The sequence below is a fragment of the Paenibacillus sp. M-152 genome (assembly GCF_003856555.1).
GTDB lineage: Bacteria > Bacillota > Bacilli > Paenibacillales > Paenibacillaceae > Paenibacillus > Paenibacillus polymyxa_C.
Genome location: NZ_CP034141.1, coordinates 4,390,418 through 4,412,148, shown reverse-complemented (window position 1 = coordinate 4,412,148; position 21,731 = coordinate 4,390,418). Strand labels below are relative to the sequence as shown.

Annotated in this window: 16 protein-coding genes and 2 riboswitches; of the genes, 13 read left to right on the top strand and 3 right to left on the bottom strand. The window is 47.5% G+C overall.

Going from position 1 to position 21,731, the window contains the following annotated elements; genetic code table 11:
* Positions 1–4 precede the first annotated feature (4 nt).
* From EGM68_RS19170 to ptsP, 8 genes are all read left to right on the top strand, one after another.
* A complete protein-coding gene (locus EGM68_RS19170) occupies positions 5–1,648 on the top strand; it encodes a UDP-glucose--hexose-1-phosphate uridylyltransferase (RefSeq protein WP_013372585.1) in 1,644 nt (547 codons plus the stop codon).
* A gap of 185 nt (positions 1,649–1,833) precedes the next feature.
* Complete coding sequence (locus EGM68_RS19165; RefSeq protein WP_025676130.1) at positions 1,834–2,997, top strand: iron-containing alcohol dehydrogenase; 1,164 nt, start codon at positions 1,834–1,836, stop codon at positions 2,995–2,997.
* 172 nt (positions 2,998–3,169) lie between these two features.
* Positions 3,170–3,688, top strand: a complete 519-nt coding sequence (locus EGM68_RS19160) for an NfeD family membrane protein (RefSeq protein ID WP_013372583.1) — start codon at positions 3,170–3,172, stop codon at positions 3,686–3,688.
* A 48-nt stretch (positions 3,689–3,736) separates the two neighbouring features.
* On the top strand, positions 3,737–5,272 hold the full coding sequence (locus EGM68_RS19155) for a flotillin lipid rafts scaffold protein FloT (protein WP_025676129.1): 1,536 nt from the start codon (positions 3,737–3,739) through the stop codon (positions 5,270–5,272).
* A 192-nt stretch (positions 5,273–5,464) separates the two neighbouring features.
* The gene (gene glcT / locus EGM68_RS19150; protein WP_013372581.1) at positions 5,465–6,337 is read left to right on the top strand and encodes a glucose PTS transporter transcription antiterminator GlcT; all 873 of its coding nucleotides are present in this window, start codon (positions 5,465–5,467) and stop codon (positions 6,335–6,337) included.
* Positions 6,338–6,576: 239 nt separating this feature from the next.
* The gene (gene ptsG, locus EGM68_RS19145; RefSeq protein ID WP_013372580.1) at positions 6,577–8,622 is read left to right on the top strand and encodes a glucose-specific PTS transporter subunit IIBC; all 2,046 of its coding nucleotides are present in this window, start codon (positions 6,577–6,579) and stop codon (positions 8,620–8,622) included.
* A gap of 110 nt (positions 8,623–8,732) precedes the next feature.
* Complete coding sequence (locus EGM68_RS19140) at positions 8,733–9,008, top strand: HPr family phosphocarrier protein (protein WP_013372579.1); 276 nt, start codon at positions 8,733–8,735, stop codon at positions 9,006–9,008.
* Entirely contained in the window at positions 9,001–10,713 is a 1,713-nt protein-coding gene (gene ptsP / locus EGM68_RS19135; RefSeq protein WP_129549826.1) for a phosphoenolpyruvate--protein phosphotransferase, read from the top strand. Before EGM68_RS19140 ends, ptsP begins: the two co-directional genes overlap by 8 nt.
* 128 nt (positions 10,714–10,841) lie before the next feature.
* On the opposite strand, the gene gcvPB is transcribed toward ptsP, so the two are convergent.
* From gcvPB to gcvT, 3 genes are all read right to left on the bottom strand, one after another.
* Positions 10,842–12,338 carry an aminomethyl-transferring glycine dehydrogenase subunit GcvPB gene (gene gcvPB / locus EGM68_RS19130; protein WP_090738516.1) on the bottom strand — a complete coding sequence of 499 codons (1,497 nt, stop codon included), beginning with the start codon at positions 12,336–12,338 and terminating at the stop codon, positions 10,842–10,844.
* The gene (gcvPA, locus tag EGM68_RS19125) at positions 12,335–13,690 is read right to left on the bottom strand and encodes an aminomethyl-transferring glycine dehydrogenase subunit GcvPA (RefSeq protein WP_058830101.1); all 1,356 of its coding nucleotides are present in this window, start codon (positions 13,688–13,690) and stop codon (positions 12,335–12,337) included. The genes gcvPB and gcvPA overlap by 4 nt, the downstream gene beginning before the upstream one ends.
* 123 nt (positions 13,691–13,813) lie before the next feature.
* Entirely contained in the window at positions 13,814–14,914 is a 1,101-nt protein-coding gene (gcvT, locus tag EGM68_RS19120) for a glycine cleavage system aminomethyltransferase GcvT (RefSeq protein WP_129549825.1), read from the bottom strand.
* A gap of 79 nt (positions 14,915–14,993) precedes the next feature.
* Positions 14,994–15,090: riboswitch (glycine riboswitch) on the bottom strand.
* A riboswitch (glycine riboswitch) is annotated at positions 15,091–15,283 on the bottom strand. It abuts the riboswitch before it with no gap.
* Positions 15,284–15,583: 300 nt separating this feature from the next.
* Here gcvT and gcvH point away from each other — a divergent pair.
* From gcvH to EGM68_RS19095, 5 genes are all read left to right on the top strand, one after another.
* Positions 15,584–15,982 carry a glycine cleavage system protein GcvH gene (gcvH, locus tag EGM68_RS19115; RefSeq protein ID WP_040103084.1) on the top strand — a complete coding sequence of 133 codons (399 nt, stop codon included), beginning with the start codon at positions 15,584–15,586 and terminating at the stop codon, positions 15,980–15,982.
* A gap of 425 nt (positions 15,983–16,407) precedes the next feature.
* Positions 16,408–17,886, top strand: a complete 1,479-nt coding sequence (locus EGM68_RS19110) for a PTS mannitol transporter subunit IIBC (RefSeq protein ID WP_129549824.1) — start codon at positions 16,408–16,410, stop codon at positions 17,884–17,886.
* A gap of 83 nt (positions 17,887–17,969) precedes the next feature.
* A complete protein-coding gene (locus tag EGM68_RS19105; protein ID WP_129549823.1) occupies positions 17,970–20,048 on the top strand; it encodes a BglG family transcription antiterminator in 2,079 nt (692 codons plus the stop codon).
* Entirely contained in the window at positions 20,045–20,479 is a 435-nt protein-coding gene (locus tag EGM68_RS19100) for a PTS mannitol transporter subunit IIA (protein ID WP_013372570.1), read from the top strand. Before EGM68_RS19105 ends, EGM68_RS19100 begins: the two co-directional genes overlap by 4 nt.
* Positions 20,476–21,621 (top strand): mannitol-1-phosphate 5-dehydrogenase, encoded by a 1,146-nt coding sequence (locus EGM68_RS19095; RefSeq protein ID WP_129549822.1) that lies wholly within the window; start codon positions 20,476–20,478, stop codon positions 21,619–21,621. The genes EGM68_RS19100 and EGM68_RS19095 overlap by 4 nt, the downstream gene beginning before the upstream one ends.
* Positions 21,622–21,731 lie beyond the last annotated feature (110 nt).

Here is a 21,731-nt window from a genome sequence, read left to right as displayed (position 1 = left end):
ACATATGAGCGAGCGCCAATCCGTAGATAAAGACCAAGACCGGGAACTTTCCCGGCACTTGGCCCATGACATCGACGAAACTGTACAGCAATCGGCTCTATATGCGGTGGAACAACTGGTTGCATTCGCGCAAAAAAAGGGCTTGATCGGTCTGCAAGATACAGATTACAGCCGTAATCTGTTATTAGAGCAGTTCGGGTTTTCGGAGCCTTATTCTGGTGGGGAAGCAGGGGGCATTATTGCCCCCGAAGCTCTCCAGCCTGTGCTTAATGTATTGATAGATTATGGTTTTGCCATAGGGCTTATCCCTGAAAACACGGATACGTATCGTGATTTGCTGGATTCCAAAATCATGGGGCAGCTAATGGCGAGACCGTCTGAAGTCATCCGTGACTTTCATCAAACGGAGGCTGAACTTGGTATAGAAGCGGCTACAGATGCTTTTTATCAATTATCCATTGATTCGAACTACATTCGTATGGATCGGGTAGCCAGCAATGTGTACTGGAATCAGTCAACACCTTACGGAGATATGGAAATTACGATTAATTTGTCCAAGCCAGAAAAGAGTCCTAAGGAAATTGCAATGGCGAAGCTTTTGCCGCCGCCTGTTTATCCCAAATGTCAATTGTGCCGTGAAAACGTTGGATACGCGGGGAGGGTAAATCATCCGTCCCGTCAAAATTTGCGTATCATTCCGGTAGAATTGAATGGGGAACCGTGGTTTTTTCAATATTCACCTTATGTGTATTACAACGAGCATTGCATTGTGTTCCATCATGATCATGTACCCATGAAGCTTACAAAGGATACGCTACGGCGGTTGCTGGCCTTTACGAAAGCGTTTCCGCATTATTTCATTGGCTCTAATGCGGATCTGCCCATTGTCGGAGGGTCGATCCTGACTCATGATCATTTTCAGGGTGGTCGTCATACATTCCCAATTGAAAAAGCGGGTGTGGACGGCGTATACCATAATGAAGCATTTCCGCAGGTTACGGCAGGTATTGTAAACTGGCCAATGTCGGTCATTCGTTTTACGTCAACAGATGCCGAGGCACTGTTGGAGGCGGGGAATGCTGCTTTTGAAGCCTGGAAAGGTTATAGTGATCCATCGGTAGACGTTCTCTCTCATACCGAGCTGGAGGGGGAAACGATTCCGCATAATACAGTAACTCCGATTGTGCGACGGGATTCCGAAGGAAGATATCAGATGGATCTCGTACTGCGCAACAATCGAACGAGTGAAGAGTACCCTGAAGGTATTTTTCATCCCCATCGCGAGATGCATCATATCAAAAAGGAAAATATCGGTCTAATCGAAGTGATGGGGCTTGCCATCTTACCAGGGCGACTCAAGGATGAACTGGATGGAATTGCTGATATTTTGTGTGGGAACGATGAATTGGCTGTGGCTATGCAGCAAGAAGAACATCCACTGTTTAAGCATGCAGACTGGATTTACCAGTTGAATACCCGGTTTGGTCGTCTGTCTGACAAAGAGACGGCTGTCCGTATCGTGCAAAATGAGGTCGGACTGAAATTCAGTGAAATTTTAGAGCACGCAGGAGTGTATAAACGGAATCCATCCGGTCAGCAAGCGTTTGGCCGTTTTATGAAACAATTGGGATATACCTTGGGAGAATAAAGTAGCTTGTGTTGCTACATAATACAATACGAGAACCCTCCCAAGATGTGAAATATAACCATACTCCTTAAGGAGTATGGTTTTTTTTCTGAAAACAAAGCAATTTGTTTCCTGTAACCATAAAGGTTATAATAGAGTAGTTTCTTAACATTAAACTTTAGAAATATTGGAGGCGAGCGTTTGCGATGAAAGCATTCGAATTTTATAATCCTACACAATTGATCTTTGGTAAAGGACAATTGGAGGCTCTCAAGCGTGAAGTTCCTAAATACGGTAAACGTGTACTGCTTGTATATGGCGGCGGCAGCATTAAGCGCAGCGGTTTGTACGATAATGTAATAAAATTGCTTGGTGAAATTGGTGCAGAGGTAACAGAACTGGCTGGTGTAGAACCGAATCCTCGTTTGTCTACGGTACATAAAGGCGTTGAATTGTGTAAAACAAATCAAATTGATCTTGTACTGGCTGTAGGCGGTGGTAGTGTACTGGATTGCTCCAAAGCTATTGCTGTCGGTGCAAAATATGATGGCGACATGTGGGATTTTGCAGAGCGTAAAGCGGCTCCACAAGCAGCCTTGCCATTAGGTACGGTTCTGACCATGGCGGCAACCGGTTCTGAAATGAACGCAGGTTCTGTTATTACAAACGAAAAAACTCAGGAAAAATTGGGATGGGGCAGTGTACATGCGTTTCCTGCGTTTTCCATTCTTGATCCGGTGAACACATACTCTCTGCCACAAAATCAAACGGTTTACGGAATTGTGGATATGATGTCACATACGCTCGAGCATTATTTTCATTTGGAATCCAATACTCCGGTTCAACTGGGCTGGTGTGAAACGATTTTGCGTACGGTCATAGATGCGGCTCCGGGACTGGTCAACGATCTGGAAAACTACGAGCTGCGTGAAACGATTATGTATTGTGGTACGATGGCACTAAACGGCTTCCTGAACATGGGGCTGACAGGTGACTGGGCTACTCACAATATTGAGCATGCTGTGTCTGCTGTTTATGATATTCCGCATGGTGGAGGACTGGCTATTCTGTTCCCGAACTGGATGAAACATAACTTGCATGTGAAGCCTGAACGTTTCAAACAGCTGGCTGTGAATGTGTTCCATGTGAACCCAGAAGGCAAGAGTGACGAAGAAGTAGCGCTGGAAGGTATTCAAGCATTGCGTGATTTCTGGAAATCGATTGGTGCGCCAAGCCGTCTGGCTGATTATGATATTGATGCGTCCAAAATTGATGTAATGGCTGATAAAGCTGTGAAATTCGGACCTTTCGGAGGCTTTAACAAGCTCAATCGCGAAGATGTAGTCGAAATTTACAAAGCATCCCTGTAAACAGCATTTGGATCATAATAGGCACGTTTGTGCGTCATTAGACGTACGAACGTGCTTTTTTGGGTTTAATTTGGAATATTGGAGGTAAATTTTGAAACTTTTTAAGGTTGAATACGTAAACATAGTTATAGACTGGAAACCAGACTGAAAAGTACGTGGAAGGAGGAGTCGCATGGAAACCTTATTTTGGTGGTTGTTGGCAGGAGGCGCAATCTTTACTGTGGTTAGTGTGTTGATCGGGGATGTACTCGGTAGCTGGCTGGATGGGGCGTTAGAGTTGCCGGGCCTTGATTGGTTCAGACCTGTCGTTCTACTTGGGGCTATGACTGCTTTTGGCGGGGCTGGAGTACTACTGACAAAGTATACTGGGCTGACCATGGGCTGGGTTGTTGTGCTAGCTTTAGGGATTGCACTTGTTATTGGAGTGCTAGTGTTTTTTGCATTTATCAAGCCCATGGCGAATTCAGAGGTATCCAGCGGCTTCTCGATGCGTGAACTAACTGGCAGAATTGGTGAGGTTACCATTCCTGTACCTGAGGTTGGTTACGGGGAAGTTATGATCCGCTTGGGTGCAGGCAACACCATACATACAGCATCTAGCTTTGATCACAAACCGCTAGCTGCGGGAACCCGTATTGTCGTGGTTGAGGTCGCAGAGGGCGTCGTCCGCGTAGCGTACCTGGACACATAGACGGCGCATTCGCTTAACTTGAAGGGAGCGTGATCGGGAGTGTCAAATTTGCAAGATATTGTGTTGGTCCCTGGAATTGTTGTCATTGTTATCGTCATATTAGGGATTGCTTTTTGGGCCCGTTACAAAACGGTAGGACCGGATGAAGGAATGATTGTGACAGGTTCTTTTCTGGGAAATAAAAATATTTCCGAGGATGAATCTGGTCGCAAGATTAAAATTGTACGTGGTGGGGGCGCCTTCATTTGGCCTATTTTCCAGCAGTCCGAATTTATCTCTCTGTTGTCTCACAAATTGGACGTAACCACACCGGAAGTATATACAGAGCAAGGAGTGCCCGTGATTGCGGATGGTGTAGCGATTATCAAGGTCGGCAGTTCCATTGAGGATGTAGCCACAGCAGCCGAACAGTTCATCGGAAAGCCACTGGAAGCTCTTAGGGGAGAGGCTCAAGAAGTGCTGGAGGGACATTTGCGGGCAATTCTCGGCTCCATGACAGTAGAGGAAGTATACCGCAATCGGGATCGGTTTGCGCAGGAAGTACAGGGCGTGGCTGCGCGCGATCTGAAAAAGATGGGCTTGCAAATCGTTTCATTCACTATCAAAGACGTGCGCGATAAACATGGGTATCTGGATGCGCTCGGTAAGCCGAGAATTGCTGCTGTGAAAAGGGATGCAGAGATTGCAGAAGCCGAGGCAGTGCGGGATGCCCGAATTCAGAAGGCACGAGCAGAACAGGAAGGACAGAAGGCCGAGCTGTTGCGGGATACGAATATTGCCGAGGCAGCCAAGGAGAAGGAACTGAAGGTGGCTTCGTTTAAGAAAGAACAAGATACAGCCAGGGCAGAAGCCGATCAGGCTTATCACATTCAGGAGGCCCGTGCCAAGCAGACTGCCGTCGAGGAACAGATGAAAGTCGAGTTGGTACGTAAGGAACGGGAGATTGATATTCAAGCCAAGGAAATACAGGTACGTGAAAAGCAATATGATGCGGAAGTGAAAAAGAAGGCGGAAGCCGATCGGTATGCAGTAGAACAAGCGGCGGAAGCCGACAAATCGCGTAAAATGCGTGAGGCGGAATCGCTGCAATACTCGATTGAAACACAGGCTAAAGCGTCAGCTGAACAAAAACGTCTAAACGGGCAAGCAGAAGCGGATGCAGAACGGGCCAAAGGTACAGCCGATGCAGATGTCATCCGTTTGCGTGGTCTCGCGGAAGCTGAGGCCAAAGAAAAACTGGCGGAGGCGTTCCAGAAGTTTGGAGAGGCTGCCGTGCTCGATATTATCGTGAAAATGCTGCCGGATCTGGCAGGACGCATTGCCGAACCGATTGCATCCATTGATAAACTGACTGTTGTGGATACGGGTAAAGGGGAAGGAGCAACGCGTGTCAGCAATTATGTCACCGAACTGATGGCGACGGCTCCTGAGATGCTTAAGAGTGTATCCGGTATTGATGTAGAGCAGTTGATCAAGGGACTAACCACTGGAAAAAATGGTCTTCATTCCGTACCGTCCTCCGGTGATGCGAACAAGCTACACAATCCAGCCTCGGTTGAGGTGGCACTAACGGATAAAGAATAACGATAAGCCTTTGGGGAACAGATTCTCAGCCCCCAAAAGACCGCTTTTCATCACAGCATTTCCTGGAAATTGTGATGAAAAGCGTTTTCTTTTTATTGACCTTTAGCGGAATATTTGGTACTTTAACGTGGATTCCTCTGAGCTTCATGCTATAATTCTTAGGATCAAGGTTCTGATAAAAGAGGTGCGGATGTGAGCAGCCTAAAAGTGGCCAAAGCGCTGAATAACAATGTGATTATAGGGATGCATCCCGAGCATGATGAGGTTGTCGTGATTGGAAAAGGAATCGGTTTCAATCGCAAACCCGGCGATCTAATGCCGTTGGATTCAGTTGAAAAATTATTTATATTAAAAAGCCATGAAGAGCAGGAGCAATACAAACGATTGCTTCCTGAGCTGGATGAAAAGCTCATTGAGGTCATCGGTGAGGTGCTTCATCTTGTTCAGCTTCAAGCCAAAAAGCCTCTTAATGAGCACATACTAATTGCTTTAACTGACCATATTGCCTTCTCCATCAACCGTCATAAACAGGGGATTACGATTCATAATCCGTTCTTGTATGAAACTAGGGAAATATATCCTCAGGAATACAAGATGGCTGAGCAGGCTGTTGCTTTGATTAAGGATAAGATGGACGTGGATCTGGGAGAAGATGAAATCGGATTCGTAGCTCTGCATATTTATAGCGCGATGACAAACCAGCATATCTCCGAGGTTAGGAAAGATTCTCGTCTGATTGCTGACATGGTTCAGGTCGTCGAGACGACGCTGGATTACCGAATTCCTCTCCAATCCCTTGATTATTCTCGTCTGTTGACTCATCTGAGATTTGCGATTGAACGTGTACGTCGAGGAGAGATTGTGCAGGAGATTTACCGATTGGACAAGCTTTTGAATGAAGAATATCCAGAAATGTATATGCTGGCCTGGAAACTTACGAAGATTATGGAGAAAAGGCTACGTAAACCGGTGTATCCAGCTGAAGTTAGCTATTTGACGATGCATCTGCAGCGTTTGTCCCAACGCAAGCAGGGAGAGCAACAAACCGTGATAAAGCCCGAATAAAAAAGTATTGCCTCGCATTTAGCGTGGTGCTATAATCAATTTTGCAATGAGGAAGACAACAACTAAACATTTTAACGTGTTACTGATTCGATCAGGCATGAGTTGTTTTAAGTTATGATTGTTTACAGCCTAGTGGGGTAAGCTATATCCCAAGGTTGTGTTCAAACATACTTAAATCGGCTCATGCCTTTTTTGTTGTTTTACCTCTGTTCTAAATTTCAGAGAAGGATGTGGAAGGTATGTTTAAAAAGCTTTTCGGCGTTTTACAGCGTGTCGGTAAAGCGTTAATGCTTCCGGTAGCCATTTTGCCAGCTGCGGGGCTTTTATTGGGTATCGGCAACATGCTGGTCAACCCTGATTTTCTCCAGTACATCCCTGCATTAAATGCGGGCTGGGTTCAATCGGTAGCGACCATCATGATGAATGCCGGACAAATTGTTTTTGATAATCTGGCGCTGTTGTTTGCAGTCGGCGTAGCCGTCGGTCTGGCGGGCGGCGAGGGTGTAGCAGGTTTGGCTGCGATCATCGGTTACCTCGTAATGAACATTACGCTGGGTACAGCTGTGGGAGTCACACCTGGTCTGATTGCTCAAAAAATACCGGGTTATGCGAATGTGTTGGGTATTCCTACACTGCAAACCGGGGTGTTCGGCGGGATTATCATCGGTATACTGGCCGCTGCTATGTACAACCGATTTTTCAAAATCGAGCTTCCTTCGTACCTGGGCTTTTTCGCGGGTAAGCGCTTCGTTCCAATTGCAACGGCAGTATCTTCACTGATTGTTGGACTGGCACTGGTTCTGATCTGGCCTCCAGTTCAGCAAGGGCTTAACGCAGTATCTCACTTTATGGTGTATTCCAACCCGACCTTGTCGGCGTTCCTGTTCGGGGTTATCGAACGTGCGCTCATTCCATTTGGTCTGCATCACATCTGGTACTCACCGTTCTGGTTTGAGTTTGGTGAATATGTTAACAAAGCAGGTCAAACCGTTCACGGTGACCAGCAAATCTTCTTTAGTCAGCTTCGCGACGGCGTGGCACTGACAGCAAGTACGTTCCAAGTAGGTAAATTCCCATTCATGATGTTCGGATTACCGGCTGCAGCACTTGCGATGTATCATGAAGCAAGACCAGAACACAAAAAATATGTAGCAGGTATCATGGGTTCAGCAGCCTTGACTTCGTTCCTGACAGGTATTACGGAGCCACTGGAATTTTCCTTCCTGTTCGTAGCTCCATTGCTGTTTGCAGTACACTGTGTATTTGCAGGTTTGTCATTCATGACGATGCAAATTTTGAATGTTAAAATCGGCATGACGTTCTCTGGTGGATTTATTGACTTCCTGATTTTCGGGATTATTCCAACCCGTACGCCATGGTGGTATGTAATTATCGTCGGTCTGATTTTGGCGGTTATTTACTACTTCGGATTCCGATTCATTATACGGAAATTCAACTTGAAGACACCAGGACGTGAAGAAGCTACAGAAAATGTGGATGGTGCAGCAAGCGGTAGCAGTGATGAGCTTCCACATAACATTTTGGCTGCTTTCGGTGGTTCATCGAATATCAAGCATCTGGATGCATGTATTACACGCCTTCGGATTGAAGTTAATGAGAAATCAAACGTTGACAAAGCTCGTCTGAAACAACTTGGCGCCTCAGGTGTCCTGGAAGTGGGTAACAATGTACAGGCGATCTTCGGTACCCGTTCCGATACAATTAAAACTCAAATGGCTGATATCATGGCAGGTCGTACACCTGCACCTGCGCCTTCAGAACCAGCTCCACAAGAGGAAAAGGAAGCCGGAGAACAAAAGCAAACGATTGTTGTGGAAGATATCGTGATGCCAGTTAACGGCGAATTGGTTGACATTTCGACAGTTCCCGATCCAGTATTTGCAGAACGTATGACAGGTGATGGCTTTGCAGTTGTGCCTAATGATGGAACAATTGTTTCTCCTGTCTATGGTAAAGTATTCAATGTATTCCCAAGCAAGCATGCGGTTGGTATTCAATCCGATGGTGGTAAAGAAGTGCTTGTTCATATCGGGGTGAATACAGTGAAGCTTAAAGGTCAAGGATTTGACGTTTTGGTGAACGAAGGCGATCTTGTGTCAGCTGGCCAACCGATCATGAAAGTAGACCTGGAATATGTGAAAGCCAACGCTAAATCCATCGTCTCACCTGTCATTTTTACCAACCTTCCAGAAGGTTCTTCGGTAACTTTAAACAAAACTGGAGTATTGAAGGCTGGCGAAGATGGTATAATTACGATAAAATAAACTCTATGTGTTTCGGATTAGTTGATTAGGCGGCTTAAGCCGCCTGGTCATCTGCCCGGTATACTGCGTGTAAACAAATATTATCTTTAGGAAAGTGGGAGGAACAAATTATGCAAACAACTTTTAGAATCACGGATGAAGACGGTATCCATGCACGTCCTGCAACTGCGCTGGTAAATACAGCTAACAAATTCAGCGGTGCTGAGTCTTTCGCCGAAGCTAACGGTAAAAAAGTAACTTTGAAATCCATTCTGGGTGTATTGTCTCTGGGTCTGGAACAAGGGGATACTATTAACATTATCTGCGAAGGCGCTGAAGCTGCTGAAGCATTGAAAGCTCTTGAAAATGTAATCGTTAACGAAGGGCTGGGCGAAGTTCATGCTTAAAATTTCCGGGATTGCCGCTTCGGCAGGCATAGCCATTGCCCGGGCGTTTATCTTGGAGCATCCGAATTACGCTGTAGAGAGACGCGCGGTTGGTGATGTTGAAGCTGAAATCGCAAGATTGGATGCGGCTTTGGCAGAATCTCAAACCGAATTGGAATCGATTAAGGAGAAAACGCTTCGGGAACTGGGTGAGAAAAAAGCAGAAATTTTTGCATCTCACTTGCTCATCCTGAATGATCCTGAATTGATCGATCCGGTTAAAGCTAAAATCAGAGACGAGCAGCTCAATGCTGACTATGCTTTGAATGAAGTAGCTACACAATTTGTTTCCATGTTTGAAAACATGAAAAGTGCATATTTGCAAGAACGCGCATCGGACATGCGTGATGTAACCAAACGGGTGCTTAATCATCTGCTTGGTGTTCATTTTGTCAGTCCTGCAGAAATTGCCGAAGAAACGATTGTACTTGCAGAAGATTTGACACCTTCCGACACAGCTCAGCTGAACCGTGAATTTGTTAAAGGCTTTGCAACGAACATCGGTGGACGCACTTCGCACTCGGCTATTATGGCTCGTTCATTAGAAATTCCTGCTGTTGTAGGAACGAAAAATATATTGTCTCAAGCTAAAAGCGGCGATTTGATTATCGTCGATGGTCTGGATGGTCATGTATTCGTGAATCCTACCGAAGAAATCATTGCGGAATACCGCGCTAAACAGGTGGCATATGACAAGCAACGCGAAGAGTGGCGTAAGCTGCGTGGCGAAGCTACGGTTTCCGTTGATGGTGTCCATGTCGAACTGGCAGCCAATATTGGTACGCCTAACGATGTAGCTGGTGTTCTGGACAACGGTGGAGAAGGCGTTGGCTTGTACCGTACGGAATTCTTGTACATGGGACGCGACAAGCTCCCATCCGAAGATGTACAGTACACAGCTTACAAAACGGTTCTGGAAAGAATGGAAGGCAAACCGGTTGTAGTCCGTACTTTGGACATCGGTGGAGATAAAGAACTTCCTTATCTGGATCTGCCGAAAGAAATGAATCCGTTCCTCGGATTCCGTGCTATTCGTCTGTGTCTGGATCGCCAGGATATCTTCCGCACTCAATTGCGTGCTTTGTTGCGTGCAAGTGTACACGGTAACCTGCGCATTATGTTCCCAATGATTGCTACGCTGAACGAATTCCGTGAAGCTAAAGCTGTTTTGTTGGAGGAAAAAGAAAAGTTGGTAGCCGAGGGTGTATCCGTATCTGAAGAAATTCAGCTGGGCATCATGGTAGAAATTCCTTCCACAGCGGTATTGGCTGACCAATTCGCAAAAGAAGTGGATTTCTTTAGTATCGGTACTAACGATCTGATTCAATACACCATGGCAGCAGATCGTATGAACGAACGAGTTTCTTACCTGTATCAACCATATAACCCATCTATTTTGCGTCTGGTGAAAATGGTTATTGATGCCGCTCACCGTGAAGGACGTTGGGTTGGTATGTGTGGTGAAATGGCAGGAGACACCACAGCAATTCCGTTGCTGCTGGGTCTGGGACTTGATGAGTTCAGCATGAGCGCAACTTCCATTCTGCCAGCACGTAGTCAAATCTCTAAGTTGTCCCGTGCGGACATGGAGAAATTGGCTGCAAAAGCTCTGGATATGCAAACAGCTGAGCAGGTTGTTGAATTGGTTCAAAGCATCGAAGCATAAGGAAGGGTATCACATTTTTCAAAGGTTATATCTTTTTCCAACAAAAATTGCTGTATACATACAGCAGCCGGTATCTCAACAGATACCGGCTTTTTTGTATGCTTTGGATTGTTGGGTTGAATTTATTCTTAACTACATGCGCAATTCAGCACAGGTTTACGAGCTGCAGTGGTTTCATCCAGGCGCGTGACTGGAGTGGTATAGGGGGCATTGAGCACCAGCTCAGGGTTCTCCTCGGCTTCGCGCGCAATATGAATCATAGTATCGACAAAAGCATCCAGCGTCTCTTTACTTTCTGTTTCCGTCGGCTCGATCATGATGCATTCCTCTACATTCAGCGGAAAATAAATGGTAGGTGGATGGTAACCGAAATCAAGCAACCGTTTGGCTACATCAAGCGTGCGCACTCCAAACTTCTTCAAGCCTCGTCCCGACATGACAAATTCGTGTTTACAATGCCCGGGATAAGGCAGATCAAAATACGGAGCCAGCCGATGCATCATGTAGTTGGCATTGAGTACAGCACATTCGGACACTCGCTTCAAGCCATCAGGACCGTAGCTGCGGATATAGGCATAGGCACGGACGAGAATGCCGAAGTTGCCATAAAAGGCTTTGACCCGCCCAATAGAATCTCCCTGCTCCCGATCCCAGCGGTACCTACCCTGCGGATCACGTACGACAAGCGGCTTGGGCAGAAAGGGAATCAGTCGCTGCTTTACGCCGACGGGTCCAGCGCCCGGGCCCCCTCCACCGTGCGGAGTACTCATCGTTTTGTGCAAATTGAGATGCACCACATCAAAGCCCATATCCCCAGGGCGGGTAATCCCCATGATAGCATTGGAATTTGCGCCGTCATAGTAGAGCAGGCCACCTGCGTCATGCACAATTGCGGCAATATCAGTGATTTGCTTCTCGAACAGACCAAGCGTGTTCGGATTGGTCAGCATGAGCGCAGCGGTGTCGTTGCCTACGGCTTGACGCAGCGCATCCAGATCCACCAGCCCCTCTGGGGTAGAGGGAAGGGTGATTGTTTCGAAACCCGCGACGGTTGCACTGGCGGGGTTCGTTCCGTGCGATGAATCCGGCACGAGCACCTTGGTACGTCGCTCGCCACGTGCTTCGTGGTACGAGCGGATCATCATCAGCCCGGTCCATTCGCCATGGGCGCCAGCAGCGGGCTGAAGCGTGACGGCATCCATGCCGGTCAACGCAGCCAGATCATTTTGGAGCGTATGCAGCAGCTCCATAGCCCCCTGGATGCTATCCTCCGGCTGATATGGGTGAATTTTAGCAAAGCCTGCGTAACGGGCAACATCCTCATTCACCTTCGGATTGTATTTCATCGTACACGAGCCAAGCGGATAAAATCCGTTGTCGACGCCGAAATTGCGCTGGGACAGGGCGGTATAATGGCGAATAACATCTACTTCGTATACCTCGGGTAATGCTGCAGGTTCGCTGCGCAGCGCATAATCCGGCAAAAGCTCTGCCACCGGGCGACGGGGAACGTCGCAATCGGGAAGGGAATAAGCGATGCGACCCGGACGGCTCAATTCAAAAATGAGCGTTTGATCGTGTTCCTTTAACAGTTCTTGTTTCTGATCCTGTCCGGTGTGTGTCATAGCAATCCCCCCAAGGTGTGTACAAATTGGTCAATCTCTTCTTTGGTTCTTTGCTCCGTCACGGCAATCAGCATGTGACCAGCAAGTTCCTCATAGTCCCGGCCCAAATCGTAGCCAGCGATAAATCCGGCAGCTAGCAGCTCGGCCTGGAGTTTGCTCATATCTGTACCCTCAGGCAGTTTAAGGGCAAACTCATTAAAGGTTGGTGCGTTAAACGAGGTAGATACACCTTTCAAGCTCAGCAATTGCTCTAACGCATAACGGCTTTTATGCAAATTTAACTCGGCTACTTCCTTGATCCCCTGTCTACCCATGACAGACAAATATACAGATGCAGATAAAGCGAGCAACGCTTGATTGGAGCAAATGTTAGACGTGGCCTTTTCGCGGCGGATATGCTGTTCCCGCGCTTGCAAGGTCAGCACGAAGCCGCGTTTGCCGTTACGGTCTGTGGTTTGGCCTACGATACGTCCAGGGATACGGCGCATATGCGCCTGGGAAACGGCAAAGTAACCGCAGGTCGGACCACCGAGGGAGGATGAGATCCCAAGTGGCTGCGCGTCTCCTACAACAATATCCGCGCCTTGCTTACCAGGGGTCTCTAGCAAGCCTAGTGCCAGTGGATTGGCACTAACAACCATAAGCCCTTGATGCGCATGGATGAGGTCAGCCATCGGCTTCAGATTTTCCACGGCTCCGAAAAAGTTGGGATTTTGGATCAAAACAGCCGCCGTCTGTTCCGATACGGCCGTTGCTAGCGCATCGACATCCGTTACGCCATCCGAACAGCCGATTTCCACAATGTCCAGGTCCAATCCGCGTGCATAGGCTGCCAATACCTGACGTGCCTCTGGATGGACAGACCTTGATACGATAAGCTGTTTACGACGCGTGGCGGAAGCGGCCAATGAGCCCGCTTCCGCCAGAGCTGTAGCCCCATCGTACATGCTGGCATTAGCTACCGCCATACCTGTCAATTCGCAAATATACGACTGGAATTCAAAAATGGCTTGCAGCTCGCCCTGGCTTACTTCCGGCTGATAGGGGGTGTAGGCTGTGTAAAATTCGGAACGTGAGGTGATGTGTTGGATAACGGATGGAATATGATGATCATAAATACCTGCACCAAGAAAGCTAGCATGTGTATCTGTATTGGCGTTTCGTCCGGCCAGCTCGGTCATGTGGCGGGTTAAGGCTCTTTCGTCGAGCCGAGAGGAAAGAGGGAGTTCCCCTTGGTATCGAATAGCCTCTGGAATGTCACTGAATAAATCATCAATGGATGATACGCCCACCACACGCAGCATTTCAGTTTGATCTTGTTCGGTCATGGGGAGATAGCGATGCTGCTTCATAGGTTCTGGCTCCTTTCGAAAAGCAAAATTTAGATAGTAAATTAGCTAATACATAGTCTTAATTGGAAAATCCAGAATTTTATATCTGACATGATCGCTTTTTTATAATGAAGAGGATTAAGATCAGCGTAGCCGTTTATAAAAGGGGGCTGGGACCACTTCCGCACGCAGGCGTTTACCACGAATTTCGACCTCCAGCGGTGTCGATAGGGTGCTAAAACGACTGTCCACCAGGGCCAGCCCCAGATTACGCTTCAAGGTGGGCGATTGAGTACCCGTTGTGACCTCACCGATGTGTTGACCTTCAGCGAACACCGGATAATGAGCGCGCGGGATACCGCGGTCAATCATTTCCAGCCCGATCAACTTGCGAGGAATTCCTTGTTCTTTTTGACGTTGCAGTGCTTCCCTGCCGATAAAATCTCCTTTGTTCAACTTGACGAAGAAACCTAAACCAGCCTCAAACGGTGAAATTGTGGCAGATAACTCCTGTCCGTACAACGGTAGCCGTGCCTCGAAGCGCAGCGTATCGCGAGCACCAAGTCCAGCGGGAATCAGTCTATACGATTCACCGCAACGAAGTAAACCATCCCACACGGCGGGTGCTTCCTCAGCAGGGATATAAAATTCAAAACCGTCTTCGCCGGTATATCCAGTTCGCGAGACAAGTGCTTTTGCTCCGAACAATTGCACGTTCTCATGGAATCGGAAAGATGCCAGATTCGTAATATCTGTATCTGTCACGGCTGCGGTAATACGTGCTGCTTCCGGTCCTTGTAATGCCAGCAATGCTATCGCATCAGACACATTCTCCAGATGAATCGATGCTGGTACGTGGCGTATGAGCCAATCCCAATCTTTGTCGATGTTGGAGGCATTCACAACGAGCATGTAGCGCTCTGGTCCTTTGCAATATACAAGCAAGTCATCCACTACGCCTCCATCGGGGTAACACAGGAGTGAATATTGTGCTTGGCCCGGTTCCAACTGGCTGACATCATTCGTAGTTACCTGTTGCAAAAAAGCCTCAGCTTCTTTGCCTTCAACCAAGAACTCGCCCATATGCGATACATCGAATAAACCTGCATGTTGTCGGACGGCCTCATGCTCCTTTTGAATGCCGCTAAACTGAACGGGGAGTTCCCACCCGCCAAAGTCAATACAACGAACCCCGGGCTGCGTCCCGTAGGACGAATATAGTGGTGTTCTTCGCAAATTAGACATTTTTTCACTCCTATCCAGTGTAATCGGCTAAACAAAAAAGACAGGCTAAAAGAAACGTATAGACGGCAGTCCATACTCTTCTTTCAGCTCTGTCCTTGATACCAGAAAGTTACCCCGGTGTGAACCAGGTTTCCCCTTGGGTGATCCGCTCTTTTCACGGATGCTCTCCAGAGATGCGTCCGGCAGAGGTCCTTTTGCCTGAGAGATTCACCTGCAATGCAAGTTTACTCCTTCGGCGCTACCTTTTGGATCAACGGTATGTTACCCGGTTTTGCAGATAACAACTTGACCCGATTCGCGTGTACAACTGTCTCACAAGCGACAACAGCTATGCGAATCTTTTTTGGTAGTCTCTCCCTCCGCGTTCATCCGCGTTTGCAGTTGTCGAGGTATTTTCAAAAGCAATTACTATAACCCATTAATACGCAAATCCATTTAAAATGTCAATAAAAATGTCATATAAAACAACCTAAAAACATTTATTGTATAAATAAGGATATGTAAGCGTTTGTTACAAGTTATCATTTTTTTATAGACTGCGCTATATGAGTTGGTATGGAGTATTTTTGTTAGTATTATTGACATGGATGTTCTTATTGTCATAATCTTAACTTGTCTAATACAGGTGATCAAAAGCATTTTATTCATGTGGAAGTGAGGCGAAGCAGGATGAGTGAAGTGAAACAGCAACTTTGGTATACAGACGAACATGAGTGGGTTCAGCGCACAGTGGATGGGACGTTGCGGATCGGCATTACAGACTTTGCACAGCATCAATTGGGTGATATTGTTTTTGTGGAATTACCTGGGGCGGGAACAACGATTGGACAGGGGACGGAGATTGGTACAATTGAATCGGTGAAGACCGTATCCGATCTTTTTGCTCCGGTGACGGGAACCGTTTTGAAAGTAAATGAAGCTCTGGAAAGTACACCTGAGCTGGTGAATGAATCACCCTATGAAGAGGGTTGGATGATCGAAGTAGAGATGAGCAATGATGTCGAGGAAGCTCTGGGCAAGTTGCTGTCTGCGGAGCAGTACGAGCAGTTGATTTCGGATGAGCAATAATGAGCAATACAGCATGAAATAATAGCGCTTTATTCTGATTTTTTATATGGATATTGAATTAAATAAGAGCATCGTTAGTCCGCTCAGTTTTTGTATAAAATAGTCGCTATGCCTGACATAGCGGCTATTTTTTTGTTGTCTTTTAGAAGACGTATTTACGTTGCTTACGCAGGCTTAGAAGAGAGCCTCTTTATACAATTGCACAGATTTACAACAGTGTTTTTTCGACTAATTTCTATTGTTATCGGCCATATTAAGAAGAATTATGCAGGTATAATGCCTTGTCGTTACTTTAAATTTAAATGTTGTCATCAACGTTCATGACGAAAGTACGTTTTCATTTCGTTGATGAAGATAGCGCTGTCATTTAGTATGAATTTTAAGAAAAGGTAGTGATGCTATTTACTCACAAGGAGGATATGAATATGAGCACAGTGGACACAAAGTCCAGTTCAAACGGTGGCGCTCGTGTCGCCGTACAGCGTTTTGGCCGCTTTCTCAGCGGTATGGTTATGCCCAATATGGGAGCCTTTATCGCATGGGGATTAATTACGGCCCTTTTTATTCCGACCGGGTGGTTCCCAAATGAGGGTTTTGCACAACTGGTTGATCCGATGAAAAATTATTTGCTGCCACTGCTGATCGGTTACACGGGAGGCACGATGATTCACGGACAGCGTGGAGGTGTGATCGGTGCCATTATGACGATGGGGGTCATTGTGGGGGCCGATATCCCGATGTTCCTGGGCGCGATGGTAGCTGGTCCGCTGGCTGCATGGATATTGAAGAAGTTCGATAAGGCCATTGAGGGCAAAGTCAAATCAGGTTTTGAAATGCTGGTCAATAATTTCTCGGCTGGGATTATCGGTGCCATTCTAGCATTACTAGCGCATGTGGCGATCGGCCCGGTCGTGCAAACCATCAGTCAAGTGTTGTCGACAGGGGTACAGTTCCTCGTGAACGCAGGGCTACTGCCGCTTGTCAATCTCATTATTGAGCCCGGAAAAGTATTATTTCTCAACAACGCACTGAATCATGGAGTATTGAGTCCGATTGCGCTGGAGGAAGCTGCAAGAACAGGAAAATCCGTTTTGTTCATGCTTGAATCCAATCCTGGCCCGGGACTCGGTATTTTGCTGGCCTATTGCCTGTTCGGTAAAGGCTCTGCGAAGTCGTCTGCTCCTGGTGCAGTCATTATTCATTTTTTCGGCGGGATTCATGAAATTTATTTCCCTTATATTTTGATGAAGCCGATTCTGATTCTCGCTGCTATAGCAGGGGGCGTTGTGGGAACCTTCTGTTTTATGTTGACAGGTGCCGGACTGGTTGCTGCTCCTTCACCAGGCAGTATCATTGCTTACTTCCTGATGACACCCAAAGGCGGATATTTGCCGATGCTGAGCGGAGTAATCGCAGCTGCGGTCGTATCCTTTGCGGTTGCCGCAATATTACTCAAAACTGGTAAGCAAAAGGAAGAGGGGCTGGAGGAAGCTGCATCCCGTCTGAAAGATATGAAAAATCAAAGCAAGGGTGCAAGCGCTAACGCCACTGTAATGGAAGATAACCGCGCATCCGATCGTGCTGCCGAGATTGCCGCAGATCGATCGCTTAAGGATAAATCCGAGGTGAATAAAATTGTCTTTTCCTGTGATGCAGGTATGGGTTCAAGCGCCATGGGAGCCTCAATTTTGCGCAAAAAAATGAAACAGGCGGGCGTGGGCGTTACGGTAACGAATACGGCAATCAGTGAAATTCCACAGGATGCGGATATTGTCATTACACAAAAAACGTTGACAGACCGGGCTAAAACGGTAGCCCCGAATGCTGAGCACATTTCCATTGACAATTTCCTGAAGAGCCCTGAATACGAAGCGCTAGTTGAACGGCTAAAATCCGATTCTTAATCCCCATAAAGTCAGGCCGGCTGTATACAGTTTGTATTTCCTGCTGGAAGGGATGAGAGCTTGGGAAGGAACGGTATGCGCTTATGAATATTACGAAACGACAATCTGACATCGTAGAGTATCTTTTGGAGCAGCCCCAAGAGGTTACGGCCGGGGAAATTGCTGAGAAGATCAATGTCAGCACAAGGACGGTTCATCGGGAACTTGGCGCAGTTGAGTGTTGGTTGGCGGCTCATGAGGTAAAGCTGGAGAAAAAATCAGGGATCGGTATCTATGTGGATGCCGGCCCGACTCAGCTTGCAAGTCTGCGGGAGCAATTACTGCATACGAAGTCAGACGAATACTCGGCTGAGGAGAGAAAAATTGTAGTTCTGTGCATGCTGCTGGATACACAGGAGCCGATCAAGCTGCTGGCGCTAGCATCGGATTTGAGAGTCACAGTAACTACGGTCAGTCATGATCTGGACGAATTACAAGGCTGGATCGCAGATCGAGGGCTCGTGCTTGTGCGCAGACGGGGATACGGTGTCGAGATTACAGGCCGGGAGATAGACAAAAGACGGGCGATTTCTGAGCTTGCTCTCGAATATTTGGATGAATCGGATCTGTTTTCCGGCCGAGAGGAGCTTCGTCCCGTAACACGTGTCACAGAAAAATTGCTGGAGATGATTGGCAGAGAGAATCTGCTAACCGTGGAGAATGTTCTCTGGCAGCCTCATGATCAATGGCTGAAAAACATGGTGGAAAGCAAATATATGGAACTGCTGATTCAAATTTGCGTTTCTCTGGCACGTCTGCGCCTTGGGTACGTTGTGGATCATCGTCTCTCGTATTCGAAAACAGATTCAGAGGAGAATATCATGCTGCGCACAGCTATGGTGGAGCGTATATGCGCAGAGTTGTCAGCGGCGCTGGATATTGAATTTCCAGAACCGGAACGATGTTATTTCGGGTTGCTGTTCCGTGATGCTGAGGATCATTCCACCCGCTTGCTGCCACTGGATGATCTTGTACTGCTGGAGTCGGTTCATGAGTTGATTCGTCGTGTAGAGGCAGAGACAGGCACACCATTAGCAGAGGATCGTGTCCTGCGTGAAGGGCTGATTGCCCATATGGCTCCAGTATTCAAACGTTTGAGGGAAGGGAGAGCGATCCGCAACCCTCTCCTTCAGCAAATTCGCAAGGATTACGGCAGCTTGTTCGACTCGGTCAAAAAGGCTGCGGCGGATATGACGGAAATGGAAGTACCAGATGAAGAGATCGGATTTCTGGTCATGCATTTTGGCGCTTCGTTGGAGCGGCTGCGACAATTGCAGCGGGAGGTTCGAGCAATCGTAGTCTGCACGAGCGGAATTGGGTCTTCCAGACTTCTGGCAACAAGACTGGCCAAGGAGCTGCCACAGATCAAAATCGTGGATAGGGCCTCATGGTACGAGGCAACGCGGATTCCCAAGGAGGATTATGATCTGATCATTTCGACAGTGGAGCTACCGCTTGAGCCGGATCGGTATCTCAAAATCAGCCCGCTGCTGACGCAAGAGGAGAGTGACCGCCTGCGTCATTTCATTCAGCATATTACACTCAATCAACTCAGTGATCATCGTCAGGAACAGGCTGTACTCTCCGGCCAGGGCATGGAGTGGCTTACTGGTCTACGGAAAAGTCTTGAGGAGATTGTGCACATTGTACAGCAATTTCAAGTGTATCCACTGGAAAATCAAGGGATGGATATGCCAGCTACCATAGAGGCTATATGCATGTTGGAGGCAGGGCGGGGAAATGTCACAGAGCCTTCTGTTGTTGCTGAACAGCTTATGGAAAGAGAGCGCCAAGGTAGTCAGGTGATTGCTGATACCTCCGTTGCTTTAATTCATACACGCAGTCCCTATATTCGCCAGCCTTCGCTGGCCTTGTATAGGCTGGCTGAGCCGCTGTTGGCGGATGTAGACGAACAAGTGGAATGCGTTCTGCTGATGTTGGGACCTCGTGAGTTACCGAAAGAAAGCTTGGAGGTATTGAGCGAGATTAGTGCATTACTGCTGCAGGAAGACATGATTACACTACTGGAACACGGTAGTAGAGATCAGATTGCCAATTATATATCGACTGAGCTGGCTGAATTTTTTCACAGTAAATTAGGGACAGGGAGGAACCTACCGTGAGTATTATGACGATAGACAAAATAAAAATGAACGCAACCGCCAAAGACAAATATGAGGCGATTCGTATGGCAGGACAAATCCTGCTGGATGCAGGACATATTACAACTGAGTACATTGACAAGATGCTTGAACGCGAGGAGATTGTATCCACCTATATCGGGAACGGGCTGGCTATTCCACATGGTACCAAGGAATCTAAGACACTTGTTCAATCCACTGGCATCTCCATCGTTCAGTTCCCGCAAGGCGTAGATTTCGGGGAAGAAAAAGCATACATGGTGATCGGCATTGCAGCCCAAGGCGGCGATCATATGGAGATTTTGACAAGTATCGCTGTGGTATGTGCGGAGGAAGAAAACATGGACAAACTTCGCAACGCGGTGATCCCACAGGAAATTATAGATCTGTTCGAAAGTGAGCTGGAGCTATGAGAGCCGTCCACTTTGGAGCAGGAAATATCGGTCGCGGCTTTATTGGGCTGATTCTGTCGCGTGCAGGCTATGAGGTTGTTTTTTCAGATGTCAACGAGACACTTGTATCTGAGTTACGCCGCCGCAAGCAATATACTGTTGAGTTGGCGAATGATACGAAGGATACGGAGACGGTAACGAATGTAACCGCGATTGACGGCAGAGATGCATCCGCTGTAGCGGATGCAGTAAATCATGCTGATCTGGTAACGACCGCAGTCGGGGTTAGCATCCTCAGGCATATTGCAGCAGGTATTGCCGAGGGGATAGCGCGGCGGGTGGAGCGAGGGGCAGGCCCGCTGCATGTGATCGCTTGCGAAAATGCAATTGGAGGCAGCACCCAACTGAAAGAGCATGTTTTTGCGCTACTGGATGAGGCGACTCGTGCCAAGGCAGAGGCTTCGGTATATTTCCCCAATGCTGCTGTAGACCGGATTGTGCCGATCCAGCATCATGAGGATCCATTGCATGTGCAGGTAGAGCCTTTTTACGAGTGGGTGGTGGATCGCTCGCAGATGGCAGCTGACCATGAAGAAATCGAAGGCATTCTTTACGTGCAGGATCTGGAGCCTTACATTGAACGCAAGTTGTTTACGGTGAATACGGGGCATTGCGTGGCGGCCTATATTGGTTATACCGCAGGTTATGCCACGATCCAGGAGGCCATGAAGGATACCAAGGTGGTAGATTCAATCCAAGGGGCGCTGGAGGAAACAGGAGCGGTGCTTGTAAAGCGATTCGGCTTGAATCAAGGGGAGCATAAGAAGTACATCTCTAAGATTCTGGATCGCTTCCGCAATCCTAATCTGACAGACGAGGTTACTCGGGTCGGACGTTCACCGCTTCGCAAGCTGTCTCCCAATGACCGTCTTGTACGTCCCGCGCTGCAAGCACAGGAGTATGGTATCCGGACCGATCATCTGGCGTTAGGAATGGCTGCTGCCTGCAAATTTGATATTACGGAAGACCCCGAAGCAGTTGAGCTTCAGCAGGTGATTCGCAGCCAAGGGGTGAGTGTAGCGCTGACACGTTATACGTCCATACCTGCAGATGACCCGTTACATCGGCAGGTATTGGAGCAATATGATATTATAAGTTCATAAAACAACGTAATAACACGCACTTATCTCAATCATCCTCTTGAAGACCAAATCTACATGAGCACAAAAGTGTTCTGTAGAGTTGAGCTTCAAGAGGATTTTTATATGCGTGA